We start from the raw sequence: 18182 nt of genomic DNA, 5'->3' as shown, positions 1-18182 counted from the left end.
GGATGTCTGCTGTGTGCGAACCGCCTAGCGGCTAATGCCCCTGCTGCTCGTCCCGGCGGCGCTGCCAGCGCTGCTCGATCCGGTCCATCATGGAGCGCTTCTGCCGTACCTGGCGGCGCGGGGCACCCGCGGGCTGCTCACCCGGCTTGGGGGCCTTCCGCCAGCCGGTGACGGCGAGTACGGCACAGCCCAGCATGACGAGGAAGCCCACCACGCTGACCCAGATCTGCTGTGCGACCATTCCGGCCATGAGGAGCGCGATACCCACGAGGAAGCCCGCGACCGCCTGGTAGACCCGCCGCCGGGTGTACGTCCGCAGCCCACTTCCCTCAAGCGCCGACGCGAACTTGGGATCTTCGGCGTACAGCGCTCGCTCCATCTGCTCGAGCATGCGCTGCTCGTGCTCCGAGAGCGGCACGGAGTCCTCCTCATCGTGCAGTCGCCGGGGCGACTCGGGGGTCCCTTCAGGATAGGCAGGGAATCACCCCCGTGAAACCCGCCCCTCTACGCCAATAGGCCAACCGGAATCCGCCATGGCCGTCCCGGCTCGCTGAGGCTTCCATTCCCCGGCGGCCGACCCGTCATGCCGGACGGTATACCTCGATCATACGGCGCAAACCGCTCGATCGGGGGTCTTGTGGCGTACTCCATCTGCCGCCAAGTCCCTGATCAGCGCCGGATCTCGGCAGGCCGCTCAGACCTCCGCGGCCCCCGGCGTCTCACCGAGCACATGGAGCTGGGTGGCGACGGAGTGGAACGCGGGCAACTCGGCCGCCGCGGCCTCCAGCTTGAGCAGGGCGTCGAGGGCGCCGGGCTCGGTGTCCACCAGGACGCCGGGCACCAGGTCGGCGAAGACCCGCACGCCATGTACGGCGCCGATCTTCAGGCCCGCGCCCTCGACCAGCGCGGTGAGCTGCTCCGCGGTGAAGCGGCGCGGCATCGGGTCGCCGGCGCCCCAGCGGCCCTCCGGGTCCTCCAGGGCCTGCTTGGCCTCCTTGAAGTGGCCGGCGAGGGCCCGCGCGAGGACGGCACCGCCGAGACCGGCGGCGAGGACGCTGAGAACACCCTCGGAGCGCAGCGCGGCGACCGCGTTGCGGACGCCCTCGGCGGGGTCGTCGACGTACTCCAGGACACCGTGGCACAGCACGGCGTCGTAGCCGCCGCGCTCGACCACCTCGAACAGGCCGTGAGCATCGCCCTGGACGCCCTTGACCCGGTCGGCGACACCGGCCTCGGCGGCGCGGCGCTCCAGCGCGAACAGCGCGTTCGGGCTGGGGTCGACGACGGTGACGCGGTGTCCGAGGCGGGCGAGCGGCACGGCGAAGTTGCCGCTGCCGCCTCCGGTGTCGAGCACGTCCAGCGAGTCCCGCCCCGTGGCCTTGACCCGGCGGTCGAGGGCGTCCTGGAGGACCTCCCAGACCACGGCGGTACGGAGAGAGGCGCGGGGGCGCATCGGGTCCGACACGGCAGTTGACTCCTCGGCAGGGCGGGCGGCTTCCGGCGAACTCCACCCTATTGCCTCCGGCGCCGTACCTGGTCACCGCGGAGGGGTACTGCCGTGTCCGTCCCGTCTGGTGGACCGTCGCGGTCAGCCCGCGTCCGGGAGGCGGCCGCGAGGGCCCGGGCCGCTTCGCTCGTCGGTGTCCTGGCGGGGCTGGGGCAGGACGGGCTGGAGCACCAGCATCCGCTCGACGATGCGGAGGAACATCGCCACGTCGCGTATCAGGTCGTCGGCGTCCCGCTGTCCGGCCGCTCCCTGGATGCCCGCCTCGGCGCGGGCCCGGCGGGCGGCGCCGGAGGCGAAGAGCGCGCTCCACTCGGTCAGTTCGGGGGCGATCTCGGGCAGCACCTCCCAGGCGCTGCGGATGCGGGCCCGGCGGCGCGGGGAGGTCTCGGGGCGGGCCCGGGCGGCGAGCACGGCGGCGGCGGTGCGCAGGGCGGCCAGGTGGGCCGCCGCATAGCGTTCGTTGGGGGTTTCCAGGACGGCGGCCTCTTCGAGGCCGGCCCGGGCCAGGGTCAGCAGGTCGAGGGCGGCGGGCGGGGCCGTGGCCCGGCGGAGCACGGGGTGCACATCGCTCGCCGGGCCGGTCAGTGAGGGGGCAGGGCCGGTGGCGCGGCGCCGATGGGCGGCGGCTGCGGACGAGTTGGCCATGACGAACCTCCTGTCGTCTGGGTGACGGCACAGGTGCCGTATGTGCCCATCGTGAGGTATGGCACTGACAATCCGTTCTGACCTGGGCTTTTGCCTCGATCGTAGGTTCGGGCGTATTTTTGCACTGACCAGTCAGTTCAAAAAGATGCAACCAGGCAGGGGGGCTTGTGGACGGCGTGGACGTCACAGCCGAGGGCCTAGGGCTCAAGGGGCCACGGGGGTGGGCCTTCCGCGGCATCACCTTCGACGCGAAGCCCGGCTCGCTGATCGCGATCGAGGGACCGTCCGGCTCCGGCCGTACGTGCCTGCTGCTCGCGCTCACGGGACGGATGAAGCCCACCGAGGGCGCGGCCACGGTGGGCGGGTCCGGGATCCCCCGGCACATGGCGGCCGTGCGCCGGGTCGGCGCCGTGGCCAACGTGGCCGGTGTCACCGACCTGGAACCGGCCCTGACCGTCGGGGAGCACCTGCGCGAGCGGGCCCTGCTGCAGCGCAGGTTCGGCGACTCGCCGCGCGCGCTGCTGCGCCCCCGGGCGGACCGCGCCCGCGAGGCACGGCTGCGCGTCGACGCGGCCCTGGCCGCCGCCGGACTCGACCTGGAGACGCTCCCCAAGGGCCCCCGCACGGCCGTACGCGATCTCGAGCGGCTTCAGGAGCTGCGCCTGTCCATCGCGCTGGCCCTCCTCGGCCGGCCCGGACTGCTCGGTGTGGACGACGTCGAGACCAAGCTCTCCGACGCCGAACGCGCCGAGGTCTGGGACCTGCTGCGGTCCCTCACGCGCGCGGGGACGACGGTCGTGGCGGTGTGCCGCACCGCCCCCGAGGACTGCGTCGCCGTCCCCACCCACCGAGGCGAGGACACGAGCGACCGCGGCGAAGACACGGAAGACAAGAGCGAGAAGAGCGACACGAAGGGGGAGGCCGATGCGCTCGCCGAGGCTGGCCGCGCTTGAGCTGAGGCGCTTCGGGCGCGGGAAGCTGCCGCGCGCGGCCCTGGTCGCGCTGCTCGTGCTGCCCCTGCTCTACGGCGCCCTGTACCTGTGGTCGTTCTGGGACCCCTACGGCCGCCTGGACCGCATCCCGGTGGCCCTGGTGAACGACGACAAGGGCGCAACTGCGGGCGGGAAGAAACTCACGGCCGGCGACGACATCGTGGCCGGGCTGCGCGACAGCCGGACCTTCGAGTGGCACGAGGTGAGCGACGCCGAGGCCCGCGAGGGCGTCGAGGACGGCACGTACTACCTGTCGCTGACCATGCCGGCCGACTTCAGCGAGCGGATCGCCTCCAGCTCGGGCGACTCCCCGGAGACGGGCGCGCTCCGGGTGCGCACGAACGACGCGAACAACTACATCGTCGGCCAGATCTCCCGGACGGTCTTCAGCGAGGTCCGCACGGCCGCGTCCACCAAGGCGTCCCGGACCTTCCTGGACAAGATCTTCATCTCGTTCTCCGGCATCCATGACAAGACCGTGACGGCGGCCAACGGTGCCGACCGGCTCAAGGGCGGCATCGGAAAGGCGGAGAAGGGCTCCAAGAACCTCGCGGACGGCCTGAAGGACGCCAAGAGCGGCAGCGGCAAGCTCTCCAAGGGCCTGACGAAGCTCACCACGGGCGCGAGCGACCTGGAGGACGGCTCACAGCGGGTCGCGGACGGCACCCAGGCCCTCGCCGACAACGTCAACGGCGTCTACCGGAAGGCCGGCCCCTTCCTGAAGAACAACGGGAAGACCATCGGGGACACCGCTCAACTGGTCGCCGACTCGGCCAAGGCGGTCCGCCACAACCTCGACGTCCTGGTGAAGCTCGCGCCGGGTGCGGCCAGGACCGCCCATGCCTCCTCCACCGTCCTGGACGAGGTCTACCGGACGCACTGCGAGACCGCGACCCTCCCCGACCCCATCTGCCCGGACCTGAAGAAGGCCAGGCAGGCCGCCGCCGACGTGGCCACCGTCGCCGACGACCTCAACACCCTGATCGCCGACCAGGACGGCGACCTGAAGACGATGCAGGCCAACCTCGGCACGCTCCAGACACAGGCCCAGGCCCTGGCCGAGCGCGCACCGCACCTCTACGAGGACGTGAACGACGCCGTCAGGAAGATCAACCGGCTGAACGACGGAGCGGCCGAGGTCGCCGCGGGCGCCAAGAAGCTCCATGCCGGACTGGGCACCGCCGGGGTCGGCGCGGTCAAGCTCGACCAGGGCATCGGAACGGCCGAGTCGGGTGCCGAGACCCTGAGCGGCGGCATGTACAAGCTGGTCGACGGCTCCGGAAAGCTCGCCGGCGGTCTGCACGACGGTGCGAAGAAGATCCCCGACTACGACAAGCAGGACCGCGACCAGCGCACCGGCGTGATGGCCGACCCGGTCCAGCTCGCCACCCACGACCTGCACAAGGCGCCCAACTACGGCACCGGCTTCGCCCCTTACTTCATCCCGCTGTCCCTGTGGGTGGGCGCGATGGTGGCGTACATGCTGATCCCGCCGCTCAACCGGCGTGCCCTGGCGGCCGGTTCGCCGGCCTGGCGGATCGCGCTGGCCGGCTGGCTGCCGGTGGCCGCGGTGGGCGTGCTGCAGACGGCGGCCCTGATGTCCGTGCTGCACTGGGCGATCGGCCTGCAGATGGCGCGGGCGGCCGGAACGGTCGGCTTCCTGTTCCTGGTGGCGGGGTGCTTCGCCGCGATCGTGCAGTGGCTCAACGCCCGCTTCGGCGCGGCCGGCCGGATCCTCGTCCTGGCGCTGCTGATGCTCCAGCTGACCTCGGCGGGCGGCACCTACCCGGTGCAGACCAGCCCGGGCTTCTTCAACGCCCTCCACCCGTTCCTGCCGATGAGCTACATCGTGGAGGCCCTGCGCCGGCTGATCACGGGCGGTGGGCTCGGCCCGGTGTGGCAGGCGTGCGGGGTGCTGACCGCGTTCACCGCGGGCGCCCTGGCGCTGACGGCGCTCGCGGCCCGGCGCCGCCAGGTGTGGACGCTGGACCGGCTGCACCCGGAGCTGAGCCTGTGATCCCCAAGACGTCCCTGCACGCGCGCGTACCTGTGACAATCGGGGCCATGGAAAGCAGCAGCGCCACGTCCGGCGGCAGCACGCGCCGCGAGGCAACCCGGCAGAAGCTCTACGAGGCGGCCGTCACACTCATCGCCGAGCAGGGCTTCTCCGCCACCACCGTGGACGAGATCGCCGAGCGGGCCGGAGTCGCGAAGGGCACGGTCTACTACAACTTCGCGAGCAAGTCGGTCCTCTTCGAGGAGCTGCTGCGGCACGGCGTGGGCCTCCTCACCGCCTCCCTGCGGGAGGCGGCCGAGCGGACCGCGGCCGAGGGCGGCAGCAAGGTGGACGCGCTGGACGCGATGGTCCGCGCGGGCCTTGTCTTCATCGACCGCTACCCGGCCTTCACCCAGCTGTACGTGGCCGAGCTGTGGCGCACCAACCGTGCCTGGCAGTCCACGTTGATGGTGGTGCGGCAGGAGGCCGTCGCCGTCGTCGAGGGGGTGCTGCGCGAGGGCGTGGCGGCCGGCGAGTTCAGCGAGGAGATCGACGTCCAGCTGACGGCGGCCGCGCTGGTCGGCATGGTCCTGGTGGCCGCCCTGGACTGGAAGTCCTTCCAGCCGGAGCGCTCCCTGGACGACGTCCACGCGGCCCTGTCCCGGCTGCTCCAGGGGCGCGTGAGCGGGAAGGGCTGAGCACGCCGGAGCACGAGAAAGGCGCCGGTCCGCTTGCCGGACCGGCGCCTTCCCACTCCCCCGTACTTCCCGTACTCCCCCGTACGGTTTCCCCCGATGGTCCCCCGTGGTGGTCTGCCCCGGGTCCCCCGTGCCTCGCTTCCGCCGACGGATCGGCGGAAGGAGCGGCCAGGGCGCGGGCGCCGTTCCGCCGCCCCGTGTCGGCGGTGCCGGTCCGCGCCCCCTTGCCGTGTCTCCACTCTCCCGTTCGCGCAGGCCGCGGCCCATCCGCGCGCGTACTCATCTCGGCGCCTAGGTACGGATACTCAGGCGTGTGTGTGCGGGCCCACGACGCCGGCCCGCCGTCTGGCCACGATCGCGTCCGTGTCCGACCTCGTCGGCAAGCCCACGGTCGTCCGGCCGCTCGCGGGCGCCTGGGTCGGGGCGCTGCTCGCCGGGCACAGCGGCTCGCTGTCGGACGTCCCGTTCGCGCTGTTCCATCCGGAGGCGGCGGCGATCATCGCGGCGGTGCTGCTCGTCTGCGGGCTCGTGGTGCTGGTGTTCCTGGTCTCGCGGATCCGGCGCTTCCTCAGGCGCCGGGCCCAGCGGCGGGAGGAGCGGCGACTGGCCTCACGGGTGTCCGGGCCGCCCGGCTGACCGCCCGCGGGCCGCGTTGTCAGTGGCGGTCGATAAAGTCGCAGGCATGGCACGGATTGCGGTGATCGGCGCCGGGATGGGCGCGATGGCGGCCGCTGCCCGGCTGGCCGTCGCGGGCCACCGGGTGGCGGTGTACGAGCGTACGGAGACGTACGGCGGTGCGGTGCGCCGCTTCGAGCGGGACGGGTTCGCCTTCGACACGGGCCCGGGGCTGCTGACGCTGCCGGCCGTGTACCGCGATCTGTTCGTCAAGACCGGCAAGCAGCCGCTGGAGGACGTCGTCGAGCTGGTCCAGGTCGACCCGGCCGCGCGGCACGTCTTCGCGGACGGCACGCAGGTGTCCCTGCCGAACGCCTCGCGCGCGGGTGTCGTCGCGGCCCTGGACGAGGCGCTGGGCGCGGGGGCCGGGCAGCGCTGGGGCGACTTCCTGGTGCGGGCCCGCGAGGCCTGGGACCGCACCCGCCGGCCGCTGCTGGAGGAGCCCCTGTGGCCCAACTGGCAGATGCTGGCGGAACGGGAGCCGTATCCGGCCGTCCCGCACAAGCGGCTGCTGCGCACGCGCCGGGCGAGCACGCCGGCCGAGATCGGCGCCTGGGAGCTGCGCGACGAGCGCTTGGCGGCCCTCCTGCAGACCCACGTGCTCGCGTACGGCCTCGACCCCCGGACCGCTCCGGCGAGCGCGGCCGTGCTGCCGTACATGGAGCACGCCTTCGGCACCTGGTATGTACGCGGGGGCATCCGGGAGTTGGCGCGCGCGGTGTACGAGCGGTGCGTGCAGCGGAGAGTCGAGTTCTTCTTCGGCGCCGAGGTGACCGGGATCCTGGAGAAGGACGGCCGGGCCGCCGGGGTGGAGTTGGCTGGGGGCACCTCCCACGCTTTCGGCACTGGGGGAGGGACGGTGGCCGAGGCGGACCATGTGGTGGCGGACGTGGACACGGCGCGGCTGCGGGACCTGACGGAGCATCCGCTGGACGAGGACGGTGACGTGCGGGCCGACCCGATCTCACCCCCGCCCGCGCGGTTCACCCTCCTGCTGGCCCTGCGTGGCGGGCGCGAGCCCGAAGCCGTCCACCGTACGGTCGTCCACGCGCCGGACGCCGAGATCGAGCTGGACTTCCTGGCCTCTCCCGGCGGCGACCAGCCGGTGTGTCCCACGGTGACCGTGCTGCGCCCGGACGACCCCGCGCTCAGACCGGACGGCTCGCACGAGTCCGTGGTGGTGTCCGCCGTGGTGTCGTCCGAGGCCGCCTGGGAGGACGAGGGCACGGTCCGGCGCTACACGGACTTCCTGCTCGAAGCCGCCCAGCGCGCGGTGCCCGGGCTGCGGGAGCGCCTGCTGTGGCACGAGGTGCGCACCCCCGTGCACACGGAGGAGGAGACGGGCGCCCGCTTCGGGGCCGTGCCCGCTCCCGCACTCGCCGCGGGCCGGGGGCGTTTCCTGCACCCGGCGAACACCACGCGCCTGCCCGGGCTGTACCGCGTGGGCGGCTGGTCACACCCCGGCGGCGGTCTCCCCCACGCCGGTATGTCGGGCGCGCTGGTGGCCGGGCTGATCGTGGAGGGGCCGGAGTTCCGCGGCTCCCAGTGAGCCGCGGCAGGCCTCAGAAACGGTACTGCTCGTCGTACCCGGTGCCCGGCTGCGGCTGCTGCCCGTGGCCCTGGTACGGGTACGGCTGCTCCTGCGGGAGTTCGCCGCCGTAGGTCTCGTCGTTGCGCTGCTGCGGGACCCAGACCCCGCCGGCCGGGGTCTCGCCGTAGCCGCCGGTGGCGTACGGGTCCTGGCCGTAGCCCTGCTGGCCGTACTGCTGCTGGTCGTAGCCGGTGCCGTAGGACTGGGTGCCGATGTACGGGTCGGAGTAGTTGGCGTAGCCCTGCTGCTGGGCGCCGGTGTCGTAGCCGTAGCTCTGCTGCTGGGCGTAGCCCGAGTAGTCGTAGGCGTAGTTCTGCTCGGCGGCCTGGGGCTGGGCGGCGCCCGCGTAGGCGGTGTCGCCGTAGACGCCGTAGGAGCCGGTGTCCTCGGGGAGGGGCTGGGGCTCGTAGACGGCGGTGGTCTCGGCGGCGGTGGGCTCGGCCGACCGGGCCGGGGTGAAGACGTCGTCACGGTCGTAGTCGTCGTCGCCGTAGGCGAGCTGCTCACGGCCGTAGTCGGCGCCCCGGTCGTCGCCCTCGGCGGGCTCCAGGTCCGAGACCTCGAGGGTCGGGTCGTGGCGGTCCGCCCTGCCGCGGCGGCGCTTGCTGCCGCCGCCCTCGGCCTCGGCATCGGGGCGCTTGACCGCCCAGCCGGCGGCGAAGCCGCGGCGGAAGGACAGCGTGACGTAGGTCTGGCCGATCGCGAACGCGATGGCGCCCAGACCGATCACGATGACGGACGGCATCAGCACGCCGACCACGACACCGAGGAAGCCGACGAAGGCGAGCAGCCGCCAGCGCAGCCGTGCCTTGTACTGCAGCAGCACCTCGCCGAGCAACCACAGTGCGACGATGCCGAACGCGATGTAGAGGACCGTCCAGCCCATGTACGCCCCTCTCCCAGTGACCGCTACGCAGTGTGTCGTATCGCGGTGCGGCCGGTCTAGGCCTGCGGGGGGTGGTGCAGGCCCAGGTTCTCGTAGATTTCCAGGGTCGCCGTCGAGTTGTTCAGGGTGATGAAGTGCAGTCCGGGCACTCCCTCGTCCAGCAGCCGTGCGCAGAACTCCGTGGCGAACTCGATGCCAATGGAGCGTACCGCCGCCGGATCGTCCTTCGCTGTGAGGATCCGCTCTTTCAGAGCGTCCGGGAAGTGCGCGTTGCTGAGCTTGGGCAGCCGCTCCAGCATCTTCACGCTGGTGACCGGCAGGACCTCGGGGATGACCGGGGTGTCGCAGCCGGCGGCCTCGACGCGGTCGCGCAGCCGCAGGTACGACTCCGGCTGGAAGAACATCTGCGTGATGGCGTAGTCGGCGCCCGCACGGCACTTGTCGACGAAGTGGGCGACGTCGGTGTCCCACTCCGCGGACCGCGGGTGCATCTCCGGGAAGGCGGCGACGCCCACGCAGAAGTCGCCCGACTCCTTGATGAGCCGGACGAGTTCGGCCGCGTAGGTCAGGCCGCTCGGGTGCGCGACCCAGTCGCCCATCGGATCGCCGGGCGGGTCGCCGCGCACGGCGAGCATGTTGCGGATGCCCGCGTCCGCGTACTGGCCGATGATGTTGCGCAGCTCGGCGATGGAGTGGTCGACCGCGGTGAGGTGGGCGACCGGGGTGAGCGTCGTGTCCACGACGATCTGCTGGGTCTCCTTGACCGTGGTCGCGCGCGTGGAACCGCCGGCGCCGTAGGTGACGGAGACGAAGTCGGGGGCTACGGCCTCGACCCTCCTGAGCGCGTTCCACAGGTTCCGCTCGCCCTGGGGGGTCTTCGGCGCGTAGAACTCGAACGAGTACGTCTTCTTGCCGGTGGCGAGGATGTCGCGCACGGTGCGTGCGCGATCAGTCCTGGTGGATGCGGTTCCGAGGGCCATACCGGCAGGTTAGCCAGGGGTGGGCGGTCCCCCAACCGGGCACCGGAAATTTGCCCGAATTGTCCGCTTCCTGTCCACCCCTTGGACAAAAACCTGGACAGACACCGGACAGAACCCGCTCTAGGCCTGCCGCAGCCGCTTCGCGAACTCCGCCGCGGCGGCTCCGGGGTCGTCGGCCTCGGTGATCGCGCGGACCACGACCACCCGGCGGGCACCCGCGTCCAGCACCTCGTCCAGGTTGCCGAGGTCGATGCCGCCGATCGCGAACCAGGGCCGGTCGGTGCCCAGGGCGGCGGTGTACCGGACCAGGTCGAGGCCCGGGGCGTGCCGGCCGGGCTTGGTGGGGGTGGGCCAGCAGGGGCCGGTGCAGAAGTAGTCCACGCCCTCCTGGACGGCGGCCGCTGCGGCCTCGGACTCGGCGTGCGTGGAGCGGCCGATCAGGACGTCGTCGCCGAGGATCGCGCGGGCCGCGGGGACCGGGAGGTCGCCCTGGCCGAGGTGGAGCACGTCGGCGGAGGCGGCGTGGGCGACGTCGGCCCGGTCGTTGACCGCCAGCAGCTTGCCGTGCCGGGCGCAGGCGTCGGCGAAGACCGCCAGGTGCTCCAGCTCCTCGGCGGCCTCCATGCCCTTGTCGCGCAGCTGCACGATGTCGACGCCACCGGCCAGGACCGCGTCCAGGAACTCGGCGAGGTCGCCCTGCCGTCGGCGGGCGTCCGTGCAGAGGTAGAGGCGGGCGTCGGCGAACCTGCTGCGGGCGGTGTCGGACATGCGTGGGTCCCCCCGTTGTCGGTGTTCATGGGTGGGCGAGTGGGTGGCGTACGGGCCGGGGCCCGTACGCCACCCGTGGTGCGGGTCGGTTCAGACGGCGAGCGCCTGGGCGCGGCGCTTCACCTCCGTGCCGCGATTCTCGCTCAGGGCCTGCGCGGGGGTGCCGGGCAGGGTCGGGTCGGGGGTGAAGAGCCACTCGATCATCTCTTCGTCCGTGAAGCCGTCGTCCCGCAGGAGCGTCAGGGTCCCGGACAGGCCCTTGACGACCTTGTCCCCGTCGATGAAGGCGGCGGGGACGTGCAGCGCCCGGTTCTCACCTCGGCGTACGGCGATGAGCTGGCCCTCCTTGACCAGCTGCCGCACACGTGTCACCTCGACGTCGAGCATCTCGGCGATGTCGGGGAGGGTGAGCCAGGCAGGGACGAGAGCATCGATCTTTGCGTCAATCTCGGTCACAGGACAAGCCTGCCATCCCCCACTGACAGTCGGAAGCCAGGCCGGTCCGGCCGGGGACGACGTGCCTAGTCGGCGGTGCTGTCCTTGAGGGGCCGGGCCGGGTCCGTCAGGGCCTCGGGGTCCATGCGGCGGCCGGCCTCGATCAGCCGTCGGCCCTGGGCCAGATCGCGCGGCCTGCCCACGGCCAGCAGGGCAACCAGCCGGTCCTCGCGCAGCCAGCAGACGGTCCAGGCCGGGCTCGCCGGGTCGCCGCGCCACACCATCCGGTCGGCCGCGGGGTGGTGGCCGGCGTACTGGACGAAGCGGCCGAACTGCTCGGACCAGAAGTACGGGACCGGGTCGTAGACCACGGGGATCTCGCCCAGGATGTTCGCGGCGACCGTGCGCGGGCCCTGCAGGGCGTTGTCCCAGTGGTGGACCAGCAGCCGGGCGCCGTACCGGGCCGAGGGGAAGGAGGCGCAGTCGCCGACCGCGTAGACGTCCGGGGCGGAGGTGCGCAGCTGGGCGTCGGCCACGACCTCGCCGTGCGTGCCCAGCTCGATGCCGGAGCCGGCCAGCCAGGCGGTGGCGGGGCGCGCGCCGATGCCGACGACGACGGCGTCCGCGGGCAGCCGCGTGCCGTCGGCGAGCACCACCGCGCCGGGCTCGACGCGCTCCACGCGCGCGTGCGTGCGCAGCTCGGCGCCGCTGTCGGCGTACCAAGCGGTCATCGGGGCGGCCACCTCGGGCGGGAGCGCGCCCGCGAGCGGCCGGTCGGCGGCCTCGACGACGGTCACCGCGCAGCCCGCCTCCCGGGCCGCCGTGGCGAACTCGGCGCCGATCCAGCCGGCGCCGACGACCACGATGGCGTGCTGCCGGGCGAGCACCGGTCGCAGCCGTTCGGCGTCGTCCAGGGTGCGCAGCAGGTGCACGCCGGGCACACCCTCGGTGCCGGGCAGCGTGATCGGTTCGGCGCCGGTGGCGAGGACCAGCACGTCGTACGGGACGGGCCCGGCCTCGGTGTCCAGTTCGTGGTCGCCGGGGCGCACGCCGAGCACCTCGCAGCCGAGCCGCAGGTCGACGCCGAGCGACTCGAAGTCGATGTCGAAGGCGGAGCCCTCGGCCTTGCCGAGCAGCACGGCCTTGGACAGCGGTGGCCGGTCGTACGGCTGGTGGGGCTCGGCGCCGATCAGCGTGACGGTCCCCGTGAAGCCCTGTTCACGCAGGGCGACCGCGGTCTGCACTCCGGCCATGCCGGCGCCCGCGACGACCACGCGCCGCCCCTGTGACGTGCCCTGCTGCGGTGTCTGCTCGCTCACCCGATCACCATAGACAACTGACAATCCGTCAGTCAGCGGGCGTGCTCGGTGACCTGCTCCACAACGCTGGTCCCGGCGCCCGGCTGGGACTCCCACTCCCAGGTCTCCTCCAGCCGCACCCGCCCGTCCGGCAGCTCCACGACGGTCGAGACGCAGTGCCCCGAGGAGGTGGTCCCGTCCCGCTTGAGCTGCACGTACCGGAAGTCCAGCCGGTCACCGGCCCGGGTGCCGACCAGATGGCCGCGTACGACGTCGCCGCCCGCGTACTCGGCCCAGATCTCGCCGTCCTGCTCGTGGTACGTGAACCGGGTGCGCGTACCCACCTGACCTGGTGCTTGGTCCGCCACCGGGGCGAGGACGAGGCCGTCCAGCGAGCGGGCCATGGATCGGGGCTCCCTTACGAGTGACGAGCGCTGCGGGCTAGGGTGGCCACCGTACAAGCACTCGCGGGAGCCCGGACGCACCGGGCTGAGAGGGAGGCTGGCGGCCTCCGACCGTACGAACCTGATCCGGGTCATGCCGGCGAAGGGAGGGGCTGGACGCCCATGTCGTCACGTACGTCCGACGTCCTCGTCATCGGGGGCGGGATCATCGGCCTGGTCACGGCCTGGCGGGCCGCGCAGCGCGGGCTCGCCACGGCCGTGGTGGACCCCGAGCCCGGCGGCGGGGCCGCGCGGGTCGCGGCGGGGATGCTGGCCGCGGTCACCGAACTGCACTACGGCGAGGAGACGCTGCTCGCCCTGAACCTGGAGTCCGCCCGCCGCTACCCGGACTTCGCGGCCGAGCTGACCGAGCTGACCGGCCACGACCTCGGCTACCGCCGCTGCGGCACGCTCGCCGTCGCGCTCGACGCCGACGACCGCGCCCACCTGCGTGAACTGCACGCGCTCCAGCAGCGTTCGGGCCTGGAGTCGGAGTGGCTGTCCGGGCGGGAGTGCCGGCGTCTGGAGCCGATGCTCGCGCCCGGGGTGCGCGGCGGGCTGCGGGTCGACGGCGACCACCAGATCGACCCGAGGCGGCTGGCCTCGGCCCTGGTGGCCGCGTGCGAGCGGGCCGGGGTGGTGTTCCACCGGTCCTGGGCCGAGCGGCTCGACGTCGTCCGGGACCGGGCCGCCGGGGTCACCACGGCGGACGGCACGGTGCTGCGCGCGGAGCGGACCGTCCTCGCGGGCGGCAGCCTCAGCGGGCGCCTCACGGGCGTCCCGGAGGACGTACTGCCCCCCGTGCGGCCGGTGAAGGGCCAGGTGCTGCGGCTGACCGTGCCGCGCCGGTACGCGCCCTTCCTGAGCCGTACCGTGCGGGCCGTGGTGCGCGGCAGCCAGGTCTACCTGGTGCCCCGGGAGAACGGCGAGCTGGTCGTCGGCGCCACCAGCGAGGAGCTGGGCTGGGACACGACGGTCACCGCCGGGGGCGTGTACGAGCTGCTGCGCGACGCCCATGAGCTGGTGCCCGGGATCACCGAGCTGCCCCTCACCGAGACCCGGGCGGGACTGCGCCCCGGCTCCCCGGACAACGCGCCGCTGCTCGGCCCGTCCGGGCTCGACGGGCTGCTGCTGGCCACCGGGCACTACCGCAACGGAGTGCTGCTCACGCCGGTCACCGGGGACGTCATGGCGGAGCTGCTGGTCAGCGGTGAGCTGCCCGACGAGGCCCGTCCGTTCACGCCGAAGCGCTTCGGCGCCGTACTCATGGAGCAGCCCGCATGAACATCTCCGTCAACGGGGAGCGCCGCCAGGTCGCCCCGGGCACCGCGCTGGACGCCCTCGTGCAGACCCTCACCGTGGCGCCCTCCGGGGTGGCCGCCGCCCTCAACGAAACCGTCGTCCCGCGCGCGCAGTGGGCGACCACGGCCCTCGCCGAGGGTGACCGTGTCGAAGTCCTCACCGCCGTGCAAGGAGGCTGACCCATGGCCGACGATCCCTTCGTCCTCGGTGGTGTGCCCCTCGGCTCCCGGCTGATCATGGGTACGGGCGGCGCGCCGAGCCTGGAGGTGCTGGAGCGGGCCCTGGTCGCCTCCGGTACCGAGCTGACCACGGTGGCCATGCGGCGGGTCGATCCCGCGGTGCACGGCTCGGTGCTGTCGGTGCTGGAGAAGCTGGGCATCCGGGTGCTGCCGAACACGGCGGGCTGTTTCACCGCCGGGGAGGCCGTGCTGACCGCCCGGCTGGCCCGGGAGGCGCTGGGCACCGACCTGATCAAGCTGGAGGTCATCGCCGACGAGCGGACGCTGCTGCCGGACCCGGTGGAGCTGCTGGACGCGGCGGAGACGCTGGTCGACGACGGCTTCACGGTGCTGCCGTACACCAACGACGACCCCGTGCTCGCGCGGAAGCTGGAGGACGTGGGCTGTGCGGCGGTGATGCCGCTGGGCTCGCCGATCGGCTCCGGACTCGGGATCCGCAACCCGCACAACTTCCAGCTGATCGTGGAGCACGCGCGCGTGCCGGTGATCCTGGACGCGGGGGCCGGCACGGCGTCGGACGTGGCCCTGGCGATGGAGCTGGGGTGTGCGGGCGTGATGCTCGCCTCGGCCGTCACGCGGGCCCAGGAGCCCGAGACGATGGCCGCCGCCATGAAGCACGCGGTGGAGGCGGGGCGGCTGGCCCGGCTGGCCGGGCGGATCCCGCGCAGGCACTTCGCCGAGGCCTCCTCCCCGGCGGAGGGCCGCGCGCACCTGGATCCGGAACGCCCTGCCTTCTAGCCGCGTGCCACCAGGGTCACAGCTCTGCTGCAGTCCGTCCCCGGAACGGCCGAGCGGGCGGGACTGTCGGTCACCCCTCGTACACTCGCCTGCGTGGATACGACCCTTCAGGACCCCCTCGTCGGGCAGGTGCTCGACGGACGGTATCGCGTCGATGCGCGGATCGCGGTCGGTGGGATGGCCACGGTCTACCGGGCCCTGGACACCCGCCTCGACCGTGTGCTCGCGCTCAAGGTGATGCACCCGACCCTGGCGGCCGACGGGTCGTTCGTGGAGCGGTTCATCCGGGAGGCCAAGTCGGTCGCCCGGCTCGCCCACCCCAACGTGGTGCAGGTCTTCGACCAGGGGACCGACGGGTCGTACGTGTACCTGGCGATGGAGTACATCGCCGGGTGCACCCTGCGGGACGTGCTGCGCGAGCGGGGCGCGCTGCAGCCGCGGGCCGCGCTGGACATCCTGGAGCCGGTGCTGGCCGCGCTCGGCGCCGCCCACCGGGCCGGGTTCGTGCACCGGGACATGAAGCCCGAAAACGTGTTGATAGGGGACGACGGCCGGGTCAAGGTCGCCGACTTCGGGCTCGTACGGTCCGTGGACACCGTGACCAGCACGACGGGTGCGGTGCTCGGGACCGTGTCGTACCTCGCGCCCGAGCAGATAGAACAGGGCACCGCCGACCCCCGCGTCGACGTGTACGCGTGCGGTGTCGTCCTCTACGAGATGCTGACCGGCGGCAAGCCGCACTCCGGGGACTCCCCCGCGCAGGTGCTCTACAAGCACATCCACGAGGACGTGCCCCCGCCCTCGGCGCTGGTGCCGGGGCTGCCGTACGAGCTGGACGAGCTGGTCGCCTCCGCCACCGCCCGCACCCCGGACATCCGGCCGCAGGACGCGGCGGCGCTGCTCGGCCAGGTGCTGCGGGCGCGGGCCGGTCTCAGCGCCGAGCAGCTGGACGCGTTGCCGCCGCAGGCGCTGTCCGCGGAGCACGAGCACCGCGACATCTCTGCGGACCGTACGAGCGTGATCCCGCGCTCGCTGACCGTGCCCCGGCCGCTGCCCGTCAACGAGGACGAGGACCCCGCCGCGGGCGTCCAGCACACCAGTCGGCTCCATGCACCGCCCGTGCCGCCCCGTCGGACGAGGCGCCTGGTGCTCACGGTCGTCGCCGCCGTGCTGGTCGTGTTCGGCGTGGGCGCCGGGGTCTGGTACATCAACTCCGGCCAGTTCACGAAGGTCCCGCCGCTGCTGTCGAAGACGGAGGCTCAGGCGAGGGAGCGGCTCGACACGGCCGGGCTCAACGTCGGAAAGGTCAAGCGGGCCTACAACGACACCGTCAAGCGCGGCACGATCATCAGCACCGACCCGGCGCCCGGCGCCCGCATCCGGGACAACGACTCGGTGACGCTGACCATCTCGCTCGGCCCGGAGACGGTGAACGTGCCGGATCTGGAGGGACAGCCGCTCGCCAAGGCTCAGGCCCGGCTGAAGGCGGACGGTCTCGAGCCGGGCATGGTCACCCGGGAGTTCAGCGACGACGTCCCCATGGGGTCCGTGATCGCCACGACACCACAGGCAGGCACCAAGCGGCATGCCGGTTCGGCGATCGCGCTGACCGTCAGCAAGGGCAGCCGGATCGACGTACCGGACGTCACCGGCAAGGACCTGGACGTGGCCCGCCAGGAACTGACGGACGCCGGGCTGAAGGTGAAGATCGCCGCCGAGCAGATCAACTCCGAGTACGACAAGGGCAAGGTCGCCGCGCAGAGCCCGGGTGACGGCAGCCAGGCCGCCCAGGGCGACACGGTGACGCTGACCCTGTCCAAGGGCCCGGAGATGATCGAGGTCCCGGACGTGGTGGGCTCCAGCGTGGACGACGCGACGAAGCGGCTGGAGGCCTACGGCTTCCAGGTGGAGAAGGACCGCGGGCTGCTCGGGCTGTTCGGCGACACCGTGACGAAGCAGTCGGTGGAGGGCGGCAAGAAGGCGCCCAAGGGGTCGACGATCACGATCACCATCCGGTGACGGGGGTCACCGGGGACCGTGGTCCGGGGGCCGGGCGGGCATGACACCCTGAACGGGTGAGTCCTGATCAGCCCTCCCTCCCCCGCAACCCCGTGGGCGGCCACGTCCCCGTGGCCGGCGGCCTGCACTCCGTGGGTCTGTCGTACGCCCATGACCTCAAGGCGGAGACCGTGCAGGTCTTCGTCGCCAACCCGCGCGGGTGGGCCACACCGGCCGGGAACCCCCGGCAGGACGAGGCGTTCCGCGCGGCCTGCGCCGAGGAGTCGATCCCGGCGTATGTGCACGCCCCCTACCTGATCAACTTCGGCTCGCACACCGAGGCGACCGTCGAGAAGTCGGTGGAGTCGCTCAGGCACTCGCTGCGGCGCGGGCGGGAGATCGGTGCGCTCGGCGTGGTCGTGCACACCGGCAGCGCGACCGGCGGGCGGGAGCGGGCCGTGGCACTGCGGCAGGTGCGCGAGCACCTGCTGCCGCTGCTGGACGAGCTGACCCACGACGACGATCCGTGCCTCCTGTTGGAGTCGACCGCAGGGCAGGGCGCCTCGCTGTGCTCGCGCACCTGGGACTTCGGGCCGTACTTCGAGGCGCTGGACGCCCATCCGAAGCTGGGCGTGTGCCTGGACACCTGCCACATCTTCGCCGCCGGGCACGACCTGACCGGGCCGAACGGCATGCACCAGACCCTGGACCTGCTGGTCGACACCGTCGGCGAGGGGCGGCTGAAGCTGATCCACGCCAACGACTCCAAGGACGTGGTCGGCGCGCACAAAGACCGCCACGAGAACATCGGCTCCGGCCACATCGGCGAGGACCCGTTCCGGGCGCTGATGACCCACCCGGCGACCGAGGGCGTACCGCTGATCATCGAGACGCCCGGCGGCAAGGAAGGACACGCGGCGGACGTGGAGCGGCTGAAGAAACTGCGCGACGGATAACCCCTTGGGGAATACCCCTGGGGGGTATACGGTTC

At 72.6% G+C, this 18182-nt stretch carries 18 protein-coding genes, 1 pseudogene and 1 riboswitch; of the genes and pseudogenes, 10 read left to right on the top strand and 9 right to left on the bottom strand.

Translation table 11 applies throughout. The annotated features are described in order from the left end of the window. Nucleotides 1-31: 31 nt before the first annotated feature. The 3 genes from CRP49_RS23395 to CRP49_RS23385 all read right to left on the bottom strand — a co-directional run bounded on the left by CRP49_RS23395 (nt 32) and on the right by CRP49_RS23385 (nt 2152). Nucleotides 32-418, bottom strand: coding sequence for a DUF3040 domain-containing protein (locus tag CRP49_RS23395; protein WP_097255158.1), 387 nt, complete (start codon nt 416-418; stop codon nt 32-34). 276 nt (nt 419-694) lie between these two features. Further along, the gene (locus CRP49_RS23390; RefSeq protein WP_097255157.1) at nt 695-1465 is read right to left on the bottom strand and encodes a methyltransferase; all 771 of its coding nucleotides are present in this window, start codon (nt 1463-1465) and stop codon (nt 695-697) included. Nucleotides 1466-1588: 123 nt separating this feature from the next. Next, nucleotides 1589-2152, bottom strand: a complete 564-nt coding sequence (locus CRP49_RS23385; RefSeq protein ID WP_097255156.1) for an SAV_6107 family HEPN domain-containing protein — start codon at nt 2150-2152, stop codon at nt 1589-1591. 167 nt (nt 2153-2319) lie between these two features. On the opposite strand from CRP49_RS23385, the gene CRP49_RS23380 reads away from it, so the two are divergent. From CRP49_RS23380 to CRP49_RS23360, 5 genes and pseudogenes are all read left to right on the top strand, one after another. Then, complete coding sequence (locus CRP49_RS23380) at nt 2320-3105, top strand: ATP-binding cassette domain-containing protein (protein WP_097255155.1); 786 nt, start codon at nt 2320-2322, stop codon at nt 3103-3105. Next, complete coding sequence (locus CRP49_RS23375; RefSeq protein WP_097255154.1) at nt 3077-5161, top strand: YhgE/Pip family protein; 2085 nt, start codon at nt 3077-3079, stop codon at nt 5159-5161. The genes CRP49_RS23380 and CRP49_RS23375 overlap by 29 nt, the downstream gene beginning before the upstream one ends. A gap of 47 nt (nt 5162-5208) precedes the next feature. After that, nucleotides 5209-5838 (top strand): TetR/AcrR family transcriptional regulator, encoded by a 630-nt coding sequence (locus tag CRP49_RS23370; protein WP_066992729.1) that lies wholly within the window; start codon nt 5209-5211, stop codon nt 5836-5838. Nucleotides 5839-6225: 387 nt separating this feature from the next. Beyond that, nucleotides 6226-6474, top strand: a pseudogene (locus CRP49_RS23365) (DUF4126 domain-containing protein); the annotation flags it as partial. Nucleotides 6475-6520: 46 nt separating this feature from the next. Continuing rightward, nucleotides 6521-8062, top strand: a complete 1542-nt coding sequence (locus CRP49_RS23360) for an NAD(P)/FAD-dependent oxidoreductase (protein ID WP_179851732.1) — start codon at nt 6521-6523, stop codon at nt 8060-8062. A 13-nt stretch (nt 8063-8075) separates the two neighbouring features. On the opposite strand, the gene CRP49_RS23355 is transcribed toward CRP49_RS23360, so the two are convergent. The 6 genes from CRP49_RS23355 to CRP49_RS23330 all read right to left on the bottom strand — a co-directional run bounded on the left by CRP49_RS23355 (nt 8076) and on the right by CRP49_RS23330 (nt 12875). Further along, entirely contained in the window at nt 8076-8990 is a 915-nt protein-coding gene (locus tag CRP49_RS23355) for a hypothetical protein (RefSeq protein ID WP_097255152.1), read from the bottom strand. A 56-nt stretch (nt 8991-9046) separates the two neighbouring features. Beyond that, nucleotides 9047-9970, bottom strand: coding sequence for a methylenetetrahydrofolate reductase [NAD(P)H] (gene metF, locus CRP49_RS23350; RefSeq protein ID WP_097255151.1), 924 nt, complete (start codon nt 9968-9970; stop codon nt 9047-9049). 120 nt (nt 9971-10090) lie between these two features. Further along, nucleotides 10091-10738: a thiamine phosphate synthase gene (gene thiE, locus CRP49_RS23345; protein WP_097255150.1), complete on the bottom strand. Its 648-nt coding sequence runs from the start codon at nt 10736-10738 to the stop codon at nt 10091-10093. A gap of 90 nt (nt 10739-10828) precedes the next feature. Further along, entirely contained in the window at nt 10829-11194 is a 366-nt protein-coding gene (locus CRP49_RS23340) for an Rv2175c family DNA-binding protein (RefSeq protein ID WP_094220178.1), read from the bottom strand. A 65-nt stretch (nt 11195-11259) separates the two neighbouring features. Further along, a complete protein-coding gene (locus CRP49_RS23335) occupies nt 11260-12492 on the bottom strand; it encodes an NAD(P)/FAD-dependent oxidoreductase (protein ID WP_179851731.1) in 1233 nt (410 codons plus the stop codon). Nucleotides 12493-12524: 32 nt separating this feature from the next. Then, nucleotides 12525-12875, bottom strand: coding sequence for a hypothetical protein (locus CRP49_RS23330; RefSeq protein WP_097255148.1), 351 nt, complete (start codon nt 12873-12875; stop codon nt 12525-12527). Nucleotides 12876-12928: 53 nt separating this feature from the next. After that, a riboswitch (TPP riboswitch) is annotated at nt 12929-13040 on the top strand. On the opposite strand from CRP49_RS23330, the gene thiO reads away from it, so the two are divergent. From thiO to CRP49_RS23305, 5 genes are all read left to right on the top strand, one after another. After that, nucleotides 13038-14198, top strand: a complete 1161-nt coding sequence (thiO, locus tag CRP49_RS23325) for a glycine oxidase ThiO (RefSeq protein WP_097255147.1) — start codon at nt 13038-13040, stop codon at nt 14196-14198. (Overlaps the previous riboswitch by 3 nt.) Then, nucleotides 14195-14395 (top strand): sulfur carrier protein ThiS, encoded by a 201-nt coding sequence (gene thiS, locus CRP49_RS23320; protein ID WP_094220174.1) that lies wholly within the window; start codon nt 14195-14197, stop codon nt 14393-14395. The genes thiO and thiS overlap by 4 nt, the downstream gene beginning before the upstream one ends. Nucleotides 14396-14398: 3 nt before the next feature. Continuing rightward, nucleotides 14399-15193, top strand: a complete 795-nt coding sequence (locus CRP49_RS23315) for a thiazole synthase (protein ID WP_094220173.1) — start codon at nt 14399-14401, stop codon at nt 15191-15193. Nucleotides 15194-15286: 93 nt separating this feature from the next. Next, nucleotides 15287-17212: a Stk1 family PASTA domain-containing Ser/Thr kinase gene (gene pknB, locus CRP49_RS23310; RefSeq protein ID WP_179851730.1), complete on the top strand. Its 1926-nt coding sequence runs from the start codon at nt 15287-15289 to the stop codon at nt 17210-17212. A gap of 56 nt (nt 17213-17268) precedes the next feature. Then, on the top strand, nt 17269-18147 hold the full coding sequence (locus CRP49_RS23305) for a deoxyribonuclease IV (protein WP_097255145.1): 879 nt from the start codon (nt 17269-17271) through the stop codon (nt 18145-18147). Nucleotides 18148-18182: the final 35 nt, after the last annotated feature.

Origin of the sequence: Streptomyces sp. Ag109_G2-15 (assembly GCF_900215565.1) — a bacterium.
Taxonomy (GTDB): domain Bacteria; phylum Actinomycetota; class Actinomycetes; order Streptomycetales; family Streptomycetaceae; genus Streptomyces; species Streptomyces diastatochromogenes.
Note: the sequence above shows the minus strand (reverse complement) of the source record. Positions and strands in the feature narration are given on the sequence as shown.

Bases quoted from the DNA above. Each gene is read 5' to 3' on its own strand.
- CRP49_RS23360 (WP_179851732.1), top strand. From the start codon at position 6,521: ATGGCACGGATTGCGGTGATCGGCGCCGGGATGGGCGCGATGGCGGCC.
- CRP49_RS23355 (WP_097255152.1), bottom strand. From the start codon at position 8,990: ATGGGCTGGACGGTCCTCTACATCGCGTTCGGCATCGTCGCACTGTGG.
- metF (WP_097255151.1), bottom strand. From the start codon at position 9,970: ATGGCCCTCGGAACCGCATCCACCAGGACTGATCGCGCACGCACCGTG.
- CRP49_RS23375 (WP_097255154.1), top strand. From the start codon at position 3,077: ATGCGCTCGCCGAGGCTGGCCGCGCTTGAGCTGAGGCGCTTCGGGCGC.
- CRP49_RS23370 (WP_066992729.1), top strand. From the start codon at position 5,209: ATGGAAAGCAGCAGCGCCACGTCCGGCGGCAGCACGCGCCGCGAGGCA.
- CRP49_RS23330 (WP_097255148.1), bottom strand. From the start codon at position 12,875: ATGGCCCGCTCGCTGGACGGCCTCGTCCTCGCCCCGGTGGCGGACCAA.
- CRP49_RS23385 (WP_097255156.1), bottom strand. From the start codon at position 2,152: ATGGCCAACTCGTCCGCAGCCGCCGCCCATCGGCGCCGCGCCACCGGC.
- CRP49_RS23315 (WP_094220173.1), top strand. From the start codon at position 14,399: ATGGCCGACGATCCCTTCGTCCTCGGTGGTGTGCCCCTCGGCTCCCGG.
- thiS (WP_094220174.1), top strand. From the start codon at position 14,195: ATGAACATCTCCGTCAACGGGGAGCGCCGCCAGGTCGCCCCGGGCACC.
- thiO (WP_097255147.1), top strand. From the start codon at position 13,038: ATGTCGTCACGTACGTCCGACGTCCTCGTCATCGGGGGCGGGATCATC.
- thiE (WP_097255150.1), bottom strand. From the start codon at position 10,738: ATGTCCGACACCGCCCGCAGCAGGTTCGCCGACGCCCGCCTCTACCTC.